Below are 15,284 nucleotides of genomic sequence, written 5' to 3'. Positions count from 1 at the left end.
TCGCTTATGGTCTCCAAAATTCCAGCAGGCCGCTGGATGTTCTAGAATTTAGCGTCACAGTGAGGGTCATCAAGATTGGGATGTTCTGAAATCTCCCGGTAATGCTGGAGCTTATACGTTATAATGTCTGAGGTTTCATGCAGTCTCGATATCTCCTGCTGAATTTTACGCTGATGCTCTTCAAGGATGGAGTATCTCGTAGACAGAGTTTCAGGTCCCTGTTCAGATAGCTCTCGATAGTGCTTCATTTGTTCTATGGTCATCCCGGTGGCCTTGAGTCTTGTCAAAAAAATAATGCCAAGGATATGATCCTTGCTATATTGTCGATGCCCGTTCGCTTTTCTCTCTGCATAAGGTAGTAGGCCAACTTTTTCATAATATCGGATGGTATCTTCAGTTAAACCGGTTAGATTGGCTGCTTCCCGGATGGAAGTAACGATGTCTGGAATGTTCTGCATGAGATCAGACTCCTTAGTATTGGAATTACCAAGGTAGTTCTCCATCGTTTCCATGGAATCCTCCTGAGGGACCATTTTCATCCAGGACAGCTAACTTAACAACTATAGCAGCTGCTTGCTTCACGGTGCCTAATCCTGTGAAGCCGTTCAGGTCGGTTGCTGTAAAGCCGGGATCAGCAGAATTGATCTTGAGCGGTGTGTTTCTGAATTCTTTGGCAAGCGTAACGGTGAACATGTTAACGGCTGCTTTACTGCTGTTGTAAGCGAGTAGGTTAAATTGGGCATGTTCGTGCTCGGGATTGCTATTATATGCAAGTGAGCCGAGGCCACTTGTCAGGTTGACGATTCGGCCTGCAGAGGATTGCTGTAATAAAGGCAGCATCGTCTGAGTAACGGAGATCATACCGAAGAAATTGGTGTCGTAGGTTTTCCGAATGTCCTCCAGAGAGATCTGACTGGGCGGAGTGGCCCCTCCAACAGAGATTCCTGCATTATTAATCAGCACGTCCAGGGAGCCAAACTTTTGCTTAATCTGACGGACAGCTGCCTCAATGGTAGCTTGGCGGGTTACATCAAGCACGATTGCATGAGCCTCGATATTTTTGTTAACCAGGAGTTGAGCTGCTTCCTCGCCTTTTCGTTCATTTCTCGCTCCCAGGAGAATGACATATCCCATTTTTCCTAACTGCAGAGCGGTTTCAAATCCGATTCCTTTGTTGGCTCCAGTAATTAGAGCGTACCTTTTCGTTTGCATCTGTTATTCCTCTTTTCATGAGTAATGTATAAGCATGTGGGGTGGTGATCTCCGAATGGTACAACTTGGAGTGTGCTCCAAGTCAACAGGGGAATTTGGAAGAAGCAATCGGGACGGGAGCGCACAAATAACCGAATACCCGTCTGTATCAGACTTTTGCATTCGGTTAAATATGTTTTTAATGATATCCACATGTGAATAACTATTCCGCTACAAGCAGCTGTGTATAACTTGCGATGTCTTCCTGTTATTCCATTTCAAGAACAAAAGAAGTCGTTGCTGCCTCTTTACCATTCACAAGAATGGTTAGCGTATGCAGGCCGGCATAATATTTTCTCGTTGTAATGACTTTGAAAGATTGTTTAGTGGCTACCTTGGTTCTGCCTATCGGGTACATTTTATCGGAACATTTGAATCGTTTAGGGGCCTGTTTGCCGTTTGCCTTCATATAGCCCATCTCGTACTCAATTCTGAGCATCTGTGACTCGCCACTCTCGTTGACCACATCAAACGAAAAATGAAGATCCTCGCCAATAGCGACTGTATCGTGAGCAAGCTGAAGCTGCTCTATGTGAATGGAATCCTGCTCATTGTAACCAAAAAGACTAAGCGCTTTGCGATGTCCTTTCTTCAGTAATGATCTACTTGCATGCCGGACAATCCAGTCTGTGTGTGTATGTTGTCCGTACCAGGTCGTGGCCAGATCCATGACGAGTTCAGGGTGATCCTTGGAGATATCATTCAGGTGATTGGCCACACTTTTGCGAACATACAGGGACTCGTCCGCTTTCAACGCATGCAGAATTGGAAGTACCGGTGTGGGGTCGGTGATGAATCCCTGAAGTTTGGCACCCCATGGCAAACGGGGCCGACTACCCTCACTGGCAAGTCTACGGATATGTTCGTTGTCGCTATCTGCCCACGCCATCATGTGCTTCATGGTTTGGATGGGATAACGTTCAATAAACGGGCGTACCGCGAACTCGGAGCTGGAATAAGGTGTGAAGACGGTCAGATACTTCATGGATAGCTCGTAGTCCTCGGGATCAAGTCCGTTTACTTCGATATAATCCGGTACAAACAGATATTCAACACCTCTCATATGGGGAGCTGCTTGTTCGATAATATGTAATGCTTCTTCATAATTGTCGGGCAGCACTTCGGTCAAGGCCAGTGTGATTCGGCGAATCCTTGCTTTGAACTCCAACTGTCCCCAGCCTTCAGCGAAAACCAATTCACGAAATTGCTGTGTATCCAGCTTAGGATAGAATTGACGTAACAGTTCACCGGTCCGATCGATTAATGCGGGAGTGTATTTGTCTTTGAAAAGTTCCATGGTCCGCCTCCTTCGTTATTATCCAGTATACCTCAATTCACAGGAATAAGAACGTAAGTTCCTGAATTTTTCTATGCATATGGATAAACGGCGTTAAGGCACCCGCCTTCTATAAGGGGGTGCCTGGATTTTTTTAACCTTTGCGACTTTTGGGACGGCGCTTCGTGGAATTGGATTTGCGACGGGTTGGAGTCGTATTGCGGCGACGTGGGGGACTTGTTGGTTTGTTCCGACGCTTGCGCGTACGTTTTCGTGGCGGCGTATATTCTTCATAGTCTGCATCGGCCGCGCTTTTATTCGTTTTTCCTTTTCCAAAAGGCAGAATGCCCATAACGAGCTTCATCATCGGAGCCATCTGCTGGATGCCACCGACGACCTTTTGCATTTTGCCTATTCCGCTCATGATTCCGTCAATTCCGCCGAAGCGGTCGATCATTCCTTTTAACTCACCGATGTTGGCTAATGAAAATCCGGAACTGCTTGAAGCAGCAGGCGCCTGTACCGGAACTGGGGGTACCACCTGAGCTCCCCCTCCATAAAAGTTCCCGCCGGAAGCCCCTTGCCCATACGGTACGATTGCAGATGCTTCGACTTCGCCAAAATTCGGGTATTGTGGATCAACGCCAGGATACATCGGTTGGATCTGAGTTTCATTCAAAGACCGCGGGACCACACCGTGTGGCATATAGGCAGAAGTATGCGCCTGCCGATGAGCATGAGAAGACGGACGCTGCCCTGGTGCTGGCTGGCGGTGATAATAATGCTGTGGCATGAACGATCACGTTCCTTCTATGTTGGATTTCGGAATTGCGTTCCATGAGTTGCATGACAGATGTACATCATAGACCCTAGTGGAACTCCCTTTTGCTATACTGTATGTCATTCGCGGAGAGACGGCGTAGGCGAGTATCCCGGAAAACGGGATATTTGCGGATTTGGGCGCGTAGACATGCTGGCAGGTTTCCATACAGGAAAATGAAGTTTAGACACAAATTTGTAACATTTGGGGTGGTCGAACTCCTACATAAGTAATCGGAAATATACAGGTGAAAACTGGGATATAGCGCTATAATCTCGCTGGATGTCCGCGAGGGGAGGACAATAGTACCTTTTGTAAGCGGTAACATGTATTTTTATTCTGTAGTGCGTGAAATCGGTAACGCTTGAAATACCAACTCAGGGTGAGTACAATGTAGGTACACAGTAACCGCTAGGGGATGATGATGAAATGCAGCTGAAAAAGCTAAATGATAAAAGCATTGAACAACTATTTGAGGCTATTTTGACTCTAAAAGATATTGAAGAGTGTTATGTTTTTTTCGATGACCTCTGCACGGTAAACGAGATCCAATCCATGTCCCAGCGGCTGGAAGTGGCACGTATGTTGGGTAAAGGCAATACGTATAACCAGATTGAAGCAGAGACAGGCGCGAGTACAGCCACGATTTCACGTGTGAAACGCTGCCTGAATTACGGCAATGATGGTTATAAAATGACGCTGGAACGCCTGGGACGTTAATATGAAGAAGCCGGGTGTACTCATCATCAGTCACGGTTCTCAGGAGCAGACCTGGGTGGAATCCGTCGATGACGCGATCTCCCGGTTGAGTCTGCCCAGCCCGTTGCCAGTTGAAGCGGGATTTCTTGAACTTGTGGAAGGACGCCTGATCCAGGACGGTATCGACCGACTGGAAGCGCAAGGTGTAACCGATATTCTGGTTGTACCTCTGTTCGTTTCGTCTGGCAGTACACATGTGGATGAAATTGAATTTGCGATTGGCGCAAAGGAAGCAGCGGAGCGGGAAACGGATCTTGAACCATTTGATGTAAAGGCTCGGGTTCACTTCGGTTATCCAGTGGATAACGATCCGGATATCGCGGTGATGGTGTGGGACAAGGTCAAGTTACTCTCACAACTGCCTGAGCAGGAGACGATTCTGCTGGTTGGGCACGGGAGTATTCATGATGGATTTCGCGAGCGCTGGGAAGCCGGGATTTCTTCCCTGGCACAGCGCGTACAGGAGTTGAGTAGTGTAGCTCATACCGATTATGCGTTGCTTAATCCAGAGAGCGTGCACGACAAAGTGAAGTACTGGAGCGAAGAGCGGGGGAACCGAGTCATTGTGGCGCCGCTGTTTTTGAGTGCTGGTTACTTCACAAGGAATGTAATTCCGGATCGACTGCAGGAATTGGACTATGTGTACAGTGGTGAGACGCTGTTGCCGCATCCATTGCTTGGACAGTGGCTGGAGCGCCAGATCCAGATTTTGCTGGAGAGATGTAATGAGGTCAAGGTTTAGTTTAGGGAAAACAGGTCGCTGCCAGCGGTTATTATTCCCTGCAGCTTTAACAACAGCTTAAACACAAACGGCAGAGATGCCGTTTTTTTTGTTTTTGTTGCACTTTAGACATGTGGAGTGCTCAGTATGAAGGCTGCGAAATCAGTCAAGAGATACGGCTTATATCATAGTCCTCGAATATTCTCCTAAGTTATATAATCAGGATTCGTACCTCCTGCTCAATCTCTGCCAAACACAAAAAAACACGCCGAATCAGGCGTGTTTTTTTTGTGTTTGGCAAAACCCTCTACGAGGCGAAATTCCGGGTTCAATCCGCGCAGAGAGAGTGAAGGATCAGGGTTCTAATGGAGGAATATTATCGTCTGAATCTATCTCTCGAAGTCCGCCAGTCCGCACTCACGTAGGTTTCATCTAGTAAATTTTAGGGGGGATAAATCAAAACAAATCCTGAAATGATTCTCTTTACAGGTACGTTTTTGTCTGATAAGATGTCAACATTCAATTGTTAACCTAAATAAGTAATTTGGTTAACAATTGAAAAGATCTAACGGAAGGTGATATCTTGTGACGCATTATGAACGGCTTGCAGCTATAAATAAGGCTCATTTATGGAACCCCTTTACGCAGATGAAAGATTACAATAACTCCGATCCTCTCATTATTGAACGAGGCGAAGGCATCATGCTGTATGACGTCCAAGGACGTGCCTATTATGATGGCTTCTCCTCGGTTTGGCTTAATGTTCACGGACATAACGTACCGGAGCTGAACCAAGCAATAACGGATCAGTTGGAACGTGTCGCACATTCTACTCTACTCGGAATGGCTAATGTGCCCGCTATTGAGCTTGCAGAGAAACTAGTAGAGATTTCCCCAGAAGGATTAAATAAAGTATTTTATTCCGATTCGGGAGCAACCGGTGTTGAGATCGCAGTGAAAATGGCGTTTCAATACTGGAAGAACCGAGGAGAAACCGGTAAAACGAAGTTTATTACGATGAATCAAGCCTATCATGGAGATACGATTGGTGCGGTTAGTGTCGGTGCAATTCCGTTGTACCATGCTGTGTTCCGTCCCATGATGTTTCCTACTTATGTCATTCCATATCCTTACGAATATCGACATGAGGACGGCGAACTGGAAGCAATGGAAGCTACGTTAATCGCATTACGTAATTTACTTGAAACCAGTGCAGATGAAATCGCGGCTATCATCGTGGAGCCGATTGTGCAAGGGGCTAGTGGCATCCTTATTATGCCCGAGGGTTGCCTACGCGAGATGGTGGCACTTTGCCGTACTTATGGCGTACTGTTCATAGCCGATGAGGTGGCGACAGGCTTCGGTAGGACAGGCGCTATGTTTGCTTGTGATCTCGAAGAGGTATCACCTGATTTGATGGTGATAGGCAAGGGCCTTACAGGCGGCTATTTACCTGTGGCAGCGACACTGGCAACAGATGAGGTGTACAACGCATTTTATGCCGATTATGAAGAGCAAAAAACATTTTTCCATGGTCATTCCTTTACAGGTAACCCGCTCGGCTGCGCCGTTGCTTTGGCTAGCTTGAAACGGTTTGAAGAGCGCAACATGTTAGAAGGTGTAAGAGCAAAGGCGTCTTTTGTAGAGTACAAGCTCTCAGCGCTTAAAGATTCTCCGCACGTCGGTGATATCAGGCAAAAGGGACTGATGTTAGGAATTGAGCTTGTGCGGGATAAAGCTACTCGGGAACCGTACGATTGGGCCGAACGTATCGGCGTTCGTGTAACCGGGCGGGCCAGAGAGCTTGGCATGCTTACAAGACCGCTTGGTAATGTTGTTGTGTTCATTCCTCCTCTTGCTAGCACAGAGGCAGAGCTTGATGCAATGATCGATATCTTAATGAAATCAATTTTTGACGTCACCGAAGGTGGTTCGGAAACATGAATGTAATTCGCGGATTATTCGTAACAGGTACGGACACTGGTGTTGGGAAAACAATCGTTACAGGTGCTCTTGTCGCCGCCCTTCGTGCTGAAAAGCGGAATATAGGCGTCTGGAAGCCCGTGCAGTCCGGTGGACTTCTTGGCAGCGGAGAAACCGATGCGGAACGTCTTTTGCAATACACCGGAATTCATGAGCGTGCCGAGGATGTTGCGACATTTACATTCAAAGCTCCTCTTACCCCGATGCTCGCTGCCAAGCAGGATGGGGTTGCTATTACGTTGCAGGAGATAATCAGCGCTGGTCAGTCGTTGGCAGATCGATACGAATGGGTACTCATCGAAGGGGCAGGCGGCGTCGCTGTTCCACTGACCGAAGACTCTCTTGTAGTGGATTTGATCTCGAAGCTTCGGACACCGGCTTTGATCGTTGCGCGGACGGGTCTAGGTACGATTAACCACACACTTCTTACTGTGTCATACCTGCAGCAGCATGGGATTCCGATCGTAGGTTTTATTCTGAACGACGGTGAATCTGATGAGATATATAACGACTCAAGCATCGCAACGAACGCGGATCTGATTGAACGTTATTGCGGCATATCCTTTCTTGGACGCATTCCCCGCTTAATGGACGAAATAAATACGGAATTGTTGATCCAAGTGATTCGAGAAAAGATCCGTTTAACACCAATCAGACAGGCAATAACAGTTCAATCCATGGGAGGATGAATAAATATGAAAACAACGGTAAGTAATCTAGAATGGTTGTCGATTGCGAATCGATCGTTGAATGGTGGATGTTTAACCATTGAAGAGGGGCTTGCCGTGCTTGAAGCAAATGACGATGAGGTATTGCCGCTGATGCAAGCTGCTTTTCATGTGAGACAATATTTTTACGGCAAAAAAGTGAAGCTGAATATGATCATCAACGCCAAAAGCGGTTTTTGTCCCGAAGATTGCGGTTATTGCTCACAATCCATCGTATCCACCGCACCCATCCAAAAATATAGCTTGCTCGACAAAGAAACGTTGCTTGCAGGAGCACACGAAGCTATGGCGCGTAAAGCAGGAACCTATTGCATTGTAGCTTCAGGAAAAGGTCCCACGAATAAGGAGCTGGATCAAGTTGTAGACGCGGTAAAAGAAATCCGTGAAACGATGCCACTTAAAATCTGTGCTTGTCTAGGAATCTTGAAGGAAGGCCAAGCAGAACGTTTGGCGGTAGCAGGTGTGCACCGATACAACCACAACTTGAACACAAGCAAGACCAATTATCCGTTGATCACCACAACTCATACCTATGATCAGCGAATTGAAACAGTGGAACAGGTAAAAGCATACGGCATGTCCCCCTGCTCCGGTGTCATTATCGGTATGGGAGAAAGTAATCAGGAAATTGTCGAGATGGCTTTCGCGCTCCGTAAGCTTGATGCGGATTCGATTCCGATTAATTTCCTGAATGCGATACCAGGGACCCCTCTGGAAGGAAAAGAACGCACTCCGGCTATGAAGGCGCTAAAGGTACTGGCACTATTTCGGTTCATCTGTCCATCTAAAGAGATTCGTGTTGCGGGTGGACGCGAAATCAACCTCCGTACGCTGCAACCTTTGTCACTGTATGCTGCAAATTCACTCTTTGTAGGTGATTATTTAACAACTGCAGGTCAAGAAATATCGAACGATTATCAAATGATTGAAGATTTGGGTTTTGAGATTGAGTTAAATGCACTTTAGGGCGGTACGGAATATGAACTGGATGGAAAAAGAACTTGGGTTATTGGCTGATGCCTCCAATGAACGTTACTTGCGTGACAGTGCCGCGGTTCCAGATTGTCCTGGTTATACGTTGAGGGGAGACCGAGTGCTCCTCAACCTGGCCTCCAATGACTATCTAGGACTTGCACGACATCCCGCGATCATTGATACGATTCGCGAGATGCTTCTCACCGAAGGAGGAGGCTCGGGGGCATCTCGTCTTGTTACTGGAAATCGGCCGCATTATGGTCACTTGGAAGAAGCACTGGCCACTTGGCAGCATAGTGAAGCCGCGCTTGTTTTTGCAAATGGCTATATGGCTAATTCTGGTGTCATTCGTGCACTTGTAGGCCGGGGTGATGTGGTTTTTAGTGATCAATTAAACCATGCCAGCATAGTGGACGGTATTGTGCTGAGCCGTGCAGAACATGCTCGGTATCGACATAATGATATAGAGCATCTGAAGGTGTTATTGAACAAACATCGGGATAAACCACGTAAGCTGATTGTTACGGATGCCGTCTTTTCAATGGATGGTGATCAAGCACACTTGCTTGAACTCGTTGCCCTCAAACATGAGTACGGGGCAATTCTGATGGTGGATGAGGCGCACAGCGGGGGCATCTACGGGAAACGGGGCGAAGGACTTTGCTTTAAGCTTGGTCTGCAAAATGATGTAGATGTGCATATGGGGACGTTTAGCAAATCATTCGGTTTATATGGAGCTTATATCTGCGGCAGCCGAATATTAATCCGCTTTCTCATCAACAAAGCCAGGCCGCTCATCTATTCAACGGCATTGCCGCCTTCTCTCGTAGCTGGTATTTCAACAGCGTTAACTTTGGTACAGGCGGATCATTGGCGTCGCGAACGCCTCCACTCGGCAAGTAGATTATTTCGTTCTTCGCTTTATGATGCCGGGTTTAACGTTGGAACCGGGGACTCTCCTATTGTACCGCTAATGGTCGGTGATAACGAAAGGGCTCTTCGTTTCAGTGAGGCACTTGAAGCAGGCGGTATTGCTGGGGTCGCCATCCGGCCGCCTACCGTTCCTGATGGCACCGCGCGAATTCGCTTCTCCTTATCAGCCGACCATACCCCTGAGGAACTGAATGATGCCAGCGCACTAATCTGCAAAATCGGGCTTCAGTTAGGGTGCTGAGCTCATGAATGCTTCAGATAATAATTCGTTGCAAATTGACGAAGAGTCAAGCGGAACCATATTATGGCTGACGGGATGGAGTATGCCAGATGTGGTGTTTGACCGTCTTCGCCTGTTATTGCCTGATTTTCGCCATATTTCTGTAGATTACAGTGCTGTCAATTCTCCAGAGGAAATGCTGGGCTTAACTGAAACAGCAGTTAGGAATATGTTATTTATTGAAGGATCAGCTTGCAGGGAAAGAATGTTTCACCGTCCGCTTCTGATATCAGGTTGGTCGCTCGGAGGTTTACTGGCGCTCAGACTAGCGGCTAAAGGTTACGTGGATGGCCTTGTACTGTTCGGTGCAACGGCTCGTTTTACCCGCTCAGAAGAAGAGTTTGACCGCGGCTTGGCAGATGCATACGTTAGGCAGATGATCAAAGGGATCTTAAAGGATCGATATGCAGTTGAAACCAAATTTCGAAAGATCATGTTTACGGAGCAAGAATGGGAGACAGGCCTTGCTGAACGTCTACCTCAAATGGGTAGCTGGACAACTCGAGCACTATTAGCAGGTCTTCAGATTTTACGAAGCGAGGAATGCTTGTCTCAACTGTCAAATATCGATTGTCCGGTTCTTCTCATTCACGGGAATGAAGATGTGATTTGTCCTTACGGTGCTGGATTGGAGCTTATGACTCAATTACCTCAAGCTAAGTTAGTTACATTAACCGCCTGCGGACATGCGCCCTTTTTGGGAAAGGAAGTACACATAGCTGATGAATGGAGGAGATGGTGGCATGACCATTCGTAGAAGTAGGGCTGTTCAACGCCAATTTAACCGTAGTGCCATTTCTTATGATGCACATGCTCATGTTCAGCGTTCTATGGCTGATCAGCTAGCAAGATCTCTCGCAGGATGGAAAAACAAAGGGTTCATAAGTGATCCGAGCATTCTTGAGATCGGTTGTGGCACGGGGGCTTTGACTCAAATCGTAGTAAATGAATGGCCTAGTGCGAATATTACTGCACTTGACATTGCACCCGAGATGATCGATGTGGCTTCAAAACGGTTCCTATCAGCGCAGCATCCAGGTGCTGGGAATTGTACAACGGATCGTTTACGTCTTCTACAAGCAGATATCGAAATGTGGGCAGTAAATGCCCCGGAGTGCTCAGTGGATATCATTGTTTCCAACGCCTGTTTTCAATGGCTAAGTTCTCCGCAGGAAACACTGGGTCACCTTCGGCGAATGCTACGCCCTGGGGGCTTGCTGATATTTACGACATTTGGGCCTGATACATTTCGTGAGATGCATGAGGCATTTAATGAAGTTTATCGAGCCAATGGAATGGAAGCACAGCGGCATGGACTTTCGTTTCAATCGCCTGTTCAATGGGAAATCATGCTTCAGGAAACCGGATATTCTAGTTTCGCTTGTGAGCGTTCGATTCATATGGAAAAGTATGCTTCCGCAAGAGATTTTCTATATTCGGTTAAAGGAATGGGAGCTAGCGCTTCAGAAGCAGTATCGATATCTGGGCACAGTTTACGACGTTTGTTCATCAATATGTATAAGGAGTACGAAGATAAGTTCAGCATACAGGGGGGAGTCTCTGCAACTTATGATCTCCTATTCATTCAATCCGAGGCTCCTTAATAATCATGGAATTAAAGCGATATTAACCCTTTACCGGAGCATGCAGACTCAGATGAAGCTCCAGCAAAGATATTAATTGCTCAACCATTTCCTCCGCGGGATAAGGCATGGAATGCATGATCCACCATTCCAGCAGGCCCACGGCGGCTGAAGCCAGGAATTGCACGGTAATCTCCATTTTCATGCCCTGCTGGATGCCACATGCGTGCATTTGTTCTTCGACTCCCTGGACCATAAGTGTCATCAGCTTGCTTCGGAATGCGGGAATCCCCTTTTTCGTTAGAAGTGTGGTATAAATTGCCGCATGCTCTTCAAGGTAGCGGAAGGTGCGCAGCAGCGCATCTTTGGCGGTAACCGGAGATGTAGGACTATCGTTGAGACAGGTATCCACCAATTGCTGCAAATACGTCTCAATGCATCGGTCCAGTAGATCAAACTTATCCGTGTAGTGTAAATAAATGGTGCCACGGTTGACATTGGCACGGTCAGCAATGTCATTGATCGTAATCTGCTCGAAATCCTTCTCTTCCAGTAGCCCCACCAAAGCCTCCATAATGGCCTTTCTTGTCTTGAATACGCGTCTGTCCATGGCCCCTCCTACTCATATTTCTATAATACTTTTCAACAATAATGTGCATTTCGTTGATTATTCAACAGAAACAGATATTTTAACGATTGAAGCACAACAGGTGCTTTGTTAATCTTATTTTATCAACAAATGTTCATAAAGCAACGATTATTCATAAAATTCGAAATAGAGGGATATCGAATGAAAATTTTAGTATATGGCGCAGGTGTGTTGGGCAGTCAACTGGCCCACGTTCTGGTACGTGGAGGAAATGACGTTACGGTTCTGGCTAGAGGGAAACGGGCTGAAGAGTTGGAGAGGGATGGCATCGTCATTCGTCATGTGTTTCAGTTTAAAACAACAGTCGATCCGGTTCGTGTAACAAGAGAATTAAAAGAGGATGATATCTATGATCTTATTTTCGTCGTCATGAAATATAATGATTTTCCATTGGTGTTACCCATTCTCGCTGAAAATAAGAGTAACAACATTGTGATTGTAGGCAACAACGCGGATGCGCGAAGCATGCAGACGTTTCTGGAAGAGAATAGCCGGGTGGAAAAGCGAGTGGCGTTTGGTTTTCACGTTAGCGGTGGGAAGCGGAACGGCAATCGGATGCTATCCATAGGCGTGGGAAAGGGACTGATGGTGATCGGCGCGTTGGACGGTGAGATTCCTTTTCAACCTCTGCTGGATCAGGCATTTGTTAATGCAAAATACAAGCTGGATGTGAATGAAGATATCGATGCTTGGCTGAAAAGCCATCTCATCCCGATTTTGATGCTGAATGCGGTGAGTTTTAATGAAGAGCGAGAGTTGAAGAAGCCGGAGGGTAACAAAAAACAGCTCCTGCACATGATTGGGGCCATGAACGAGGGAATGGCTGTACTGGAGGCGATGGGCATCGCCATGATCCCGAAAGCACAGGCCAAGCTGATCCGCAAGCATAAGCGGATGCTGTATCTGATATTGAAAATCTATAGCATGCTTCCGATGTATAAGCTGATGGCGGGTTCTTTTGGCGAAATAGAAGCTTTAAATGATGCATTTACCGATTGGAAAAAGGCAACCCAAAGGCCCACACCTCATTGGGATGAGCTTAAAAAGGCAGTTTCTGCTCTAAAATAAGTTGAAGTCCCCGCAGTGTGACTGCGAAATAGCAGGTTCGAACGAATCTGGGTAAAGCAATCCATACGAGATCCCCTCCAAGCTCCGTGTCTGCTTGAAGGGGATTTTTCCCTTTTTTACCTAAACCAGGCCTTGTTTAAATTGTTCGTAAAATTGCTATCGTTCATGGGCACGTTGGCACTGCCAAAGTCCGTGGTGTTGAGCGCATTACGGGCTGCGGGTGTCAGGTCATCCCACCCGATTAAAGGCTGTGTTCCACCTACAGCGCTGGTAACGCCAAGCTGATGGTTCAGTGGCCAGGTACTATTATAGGATATCAACGGATTATTGCCTTGTGTGTTGGTATTGCTCGGTGTGACGTTAGTGAACTGTCCGTGACCGGAATACGCGATGGAGAGGATTTGAGGATTGGCCGCTGCCGGATTATCTACCCACACGACGATTCCTTCCCAATCATGACGGTGGCCGAGTCCAGTGGAAGGGGAGTCTTTAGGGAAATACCACGAATACATAATGGCCCATACCCCATTGTGCCAGGTGGAACGGGAGTAGACCTGGCCTGTACTTGAGCTACAGTTTCCATTGGATGACCCGGATGTGTTCAAGCCAGCACTGGTATTGCCCTGTTGATCCACTGCGGGGAAAGGCACGCAACCATGATAGACTTTCAGAAAAGGCTGAAAACGCTTGGCTGCTTGTTGCGTTACGGTGACAGGCGTAACTTCCTGGAATCCGACAACCTGATCATGATTAATTTCTGCCGCTTCAATAACGGTGACCCAAGGAATACAGGCCATAAGCGAAACCATGAACATTAACACGATTTTTTTCATTTACACTTCTCCTTCACGGGTATGATGTGGTACTGGGTTGAGGTTCAATAAGACTATATTGGAAAATGATTTGTTTTATTTATCTTTTCATCTTAAGATTTGTAAATTTGTAGCATATTTATGTCATAATAATATGAGGTTACCGAAGACTAATTCCTGCCCAAGCGGGCAGAATGGTTGATTAATGAGACTATTTTACAGAAAAGTAAGTGGGACAGATTCAAGATAGGTGCGAGAGGTTTATTGGGTAATGGACGGAATAGTAGGCACGGATATGAAAAAATATACTTATATATTACAGGCTAGGACATCTTTACATTTGATGATATGATAGGAGATAAAGGCTTTGGAATGAGACGGAATTCCTAATGCATAGATATAGGTAAGACGAAAGGTTCGAGCAGAATTAACGGAAGATCATGATGGTGTAAAAAATATGCCCTTCTGTGGACTCGTGCAACGTAAGATTATGAGGTCGTTCAGACTCATGGATAATGTGGAATAGGTGGCGTATGAGATGAAAAAAGCTCGCTTAATATATAATCCGACCTCAGGCCGGGAAGAAATGAAGAAACGTCTGGCTGATATTTTGCAGCGTTTGGATCAAGGTGGTATTGAAGCTTCATGTCACGCAACAACGGGTGAAGGTGACGCAACCCGGGAAGCCGAACTCGCAATTGAGCGCGGATATGACATGATTATTGCTGCTGGCGGCGATGGTACATTGTACGAAGTCATTAACGGTATGGCCGAGCGGGAGAATCGTCCTCCGCTGGGTGTGTTTCCTTTGGGAACGACGAATGATTTTGCACGTGCACTTGGCATTCCTAGACAGTGGGAAGATTACGTGGATCTGGTCATTAACCAGCAGCTTCGTCCGCTCGATCTGGGCAAAGCGAATGATAAATATTTTATCAACATCGCCGGTGGCGGATCATTGACTGAACTTACCTATGAGGTACCGAGTCGTCTGAAAACGATGATTGGGCAACTGGCCTATTATATGAAGGGTATTGAGAAAATGGCAAGCCTGTCTCCACAGGAGCTGATTATCCGCGCCGATGGTCAGGAGGAGATCCATGATGAATTCATGTTATTCCTCATCGCCAATACCAATTCGGTTGGGGGCTTCGAGAAGCTGGCTCCGGGTGCAACCATTGATGATGGTCTGTTCGATGTGATCGGTGTGCGCAAATGTAATCTGGCCGATATGATCCGCCTTGTAACGCTCGCGCTACGTGGGGAGCATCTGAACGACAAGAAAGTGGTTCATTTCCAGACGAGTCATATGGAAGTTACGTCGCCGGGTTATGTGCAGTTGAACCTCGATGGAGAACTGGGTGGCACGCTGCCAGCTACGTTTACAAATTTGCGTCATCATTTGATGCTGTATCGTTAAATACTAAAAAGAAAGAAGTGAATGTA

The 15,284-nt window shown here is 46.7% G+C and carries 16 protein-coding genes; 10 read left to right on the top strand and 6 right to left on the bottom strand.

Going from position 1 to position 15,284, the window contains the following annotated elements; genetic code table 11:
• Window positions 1–41 precede the first annotated feature (41 nt).
• The 4 genes from AC4G47_RS26100 to AC4G47_RS26085 all read right to left on the bottom strand — a co-directional run bounded on the left by AC4G47_RS26100 (window position 42) and on the right by AC4G47_RS26085 (window position 3,320).
• Window positions 42–512: a MerR family transcriptional regulator gene (locus AC4G47_RS26100; protein ID WP_336765317.1), complete on the bottom strand. Its 471-nt coding sequence runs from the start codon at window positions 510–512 to the stop codon at window positions 42–44.
• Window positions 484–1,212: an SDR family oxidoreductase gene (locus tag AC4G47_RS26095; protein WP_491103483.1), complete on the bottom strand. Its 729-nt coding sequence runs from the start codon at window positions 1,210–1,212 to the stop codon at window positions 484–486. Before AC4G47_RS26095 ends, AC4G47_RS26100 begins: the two co-directional genes overlap by 29 nt.
• Before the next feature lie 247 nt (window positions 1,213–1,459).
• Window positions 1,460–2,548 carry a DNA alkylation repair protein gene (locus AC4G47_RS26090; RefSeq protein WP_491103482.1) on the bottom strand — a complete coding sequence of 363 codons (1,089 nt, stop codon included), beginning with the start codon at window positions 2,546–2,548 and terminating at the stop codon, window positions 1,460–1,462.
• Between the two features lie 133 nt (window positions 2,549–2,681).
• Entirely contained in the window at window positions 2,682–3,320 is a 639-nt protein-coding gene (locus AC4G47_RS26085; protein ID WP_491103481.1) for a tyrosine protein kinase, read from the bottom strand.
• 456 nt (window positions 3,321–3,776) lie between these two features.
• Here AC4G47_RS26085 and AC4G47_RS26080 point away from each other — a divergent pair, with 456 nt between their 5' ends.
• From AC4G47_RS26080 to bioC, 8 genes are all read left to right on the top strand, one after another.
• On the top strand, window positions 3,777–4,067 hold the full coding sequence (locus tag AC4G47_RS26080) for a YerC/YecD family TrpR-related protein (protein WP_017690665.1): 291 nt from the start codon (window positions 3,777–3,779) through the stop codon (window positions 4,065–4,067).
• Window position 4,068: 1 nt separating this feature from the next.
• Window positions 4,069–4,848 (top strand): sirohydrochlorin chelatase, encoded by a 780-nt coding sequence (locus AC4G47_RS26075; RefSeq protein WP_491103479.1) that lies wholly within the window; start codon window positions 4,069–4,071, stop codon window positions 4,846–4,848.
• Between the two features lie 564 nt (window positions 4,849–5,412).
• Window positions 5,413–6,771: an adenosylmethionine--8-amino-7-oxononanoate transaminase gene (gene bioA / locus AC4G47_RS26070; RefSeq protein WP_491103477.1), complete on the top strand. Its 1,359-nt coding sequence runs from the start codon at window positions 5,413–5,415 to the stop codon at window positions 6,769–6,771.
• The gene (bioD, locus tag AC4G47_RS26065; protein ID WP_491103476.1) at window positions 6,768–7,499 is read left to right on the top strand and encodes a dethiobiotin synthase; all 732 of its coding nucleotides are present in this window, start codon (window positions 6,768–6,770) and stop codon (window positions 7,497–7,499) included. The genes bioA and bioD overlap by 4 nt, the downstream gene beginning before the upstream one ends.
• A 6-nt stretch (window positions 7,500–7,505) precedes the next feature.
• A complete protein-coding gene (bioB, locus tag AC4G47_RS26060) occupies window positions 7,506–8,504 on the top strand; it encodes a biotin synthase BioB (RefSeq protein ID WP_491103475.1) in 999 nt (332 codons plus the stop codon).
• A gap of 13 nt (window positions 8,505–8,517) precedes the next feature.
• Window positions 8,518–9,687, top strand: a complete 1,170-nt coding sequence (gene bioF / locus AC4G47_RS26055; protein WP_491103473.1) for an 8-amino-7-oxononanoate synthase — start codon at window positions 8,518–8,520, stop codon at window positions 9,685–9,687.
• Between the two features lie 4 nt (window positions 9,688–9,691).
• Window positions 9,692–10,483, top strand: coding sequence for an alpha/beta fold hydrolase (locus AC4G47_RS26050; protein ID WP_491103471.1), 792 nt, complete (start codon window positions 9,692–9,694; stop codon window positions 10,481–10,483).
• Window positions 10,470–11,330 carry a malonyl-ACP O-methyltransferase BioC gene (gene bioC / locus AC4G47_RS26045; protein WP_491103470.1) on the top strand — a complete coding sequence of 287 codons (861 nt, stop codon included), beginning with the start codon at window positions 10,470–10,472 and terminating at the stop codon, window positions 11,328–11,330. Before AC4G47_RS26050 ends, bioC begins: the two co-directional genes overlap by 14 nt.
• 22 nt (window positions 11,331–11,352) lie before the next feature.
• Here the strand turns inward: bioC and AC4G47_RS26040 are convergent, their stop codons facing one another.
• Window positions 11,353–11,919, bottom strand: a complete 567-nt coding sequence (locus AC4G47_RS26040) for a TetR/AcrR family transcriptional regulator (RefSeq protein WP_491103469.1) — start codon at window positions 11,917–11,919, stop codon at window positions 11,353–11,355.
• Between the two features lie 180 nt (window positions 11,920–12,099).
• On the opposite strand from AC4G47_RS26040, the gene AC4G47_RS26035 reads away from it, so the two are divergent.
• Window positions 12,100–13,026 carry a ketopantoate reductase family protein gene (locus AC4G47_RS26035; protein ID WP_491103467.1) on the top strand — a complete coding sequence of 309 codons (927 nt, stop codon included), beginning with the start codon at window positions 12,100–12,102 and terminating at the stop codon, window positions 13,024–13,026.
• Window positions 13,027–13,142: 116 nt separating this feature from the next.
• Here the strand turns inward: AC4G47_RS26035 and AC4G47_RS26030 are convergent, their stop codons facing one another.
• Entirely contained in the window at window positions 13,143–13,859 is a 717-nt protein-coding gene (locus AC4G47_RS26030) for an NPP1 family protein (protein WP_491103466.1), read from the bottom strand.
• A gap of 517 nt (window positions 13,860–14,376) precedes the next feature.
• Between AC4G47_RS26030 and AC4G47_RS26025 the strand changes: the two genes are divergently transcribed.
• A complete protein-coding gene (locus AC4G47_RS26025) occupies window positions 14,377–15,258 on the top strand; it encodes a diacylglycerol kinase (RefSeq protein WP_017690659.1) in 882 nt (293 codons plus the stop codon).
• Window positions 15,259–15,284 lie beyond the last annotated feature (26 nt).

The organism is Paenibacillus sp. Negev47 (assembly GCF_058313655.1).
This window is presented reverse-complemented; position numbering and strand designations above follow the sequence as displayed.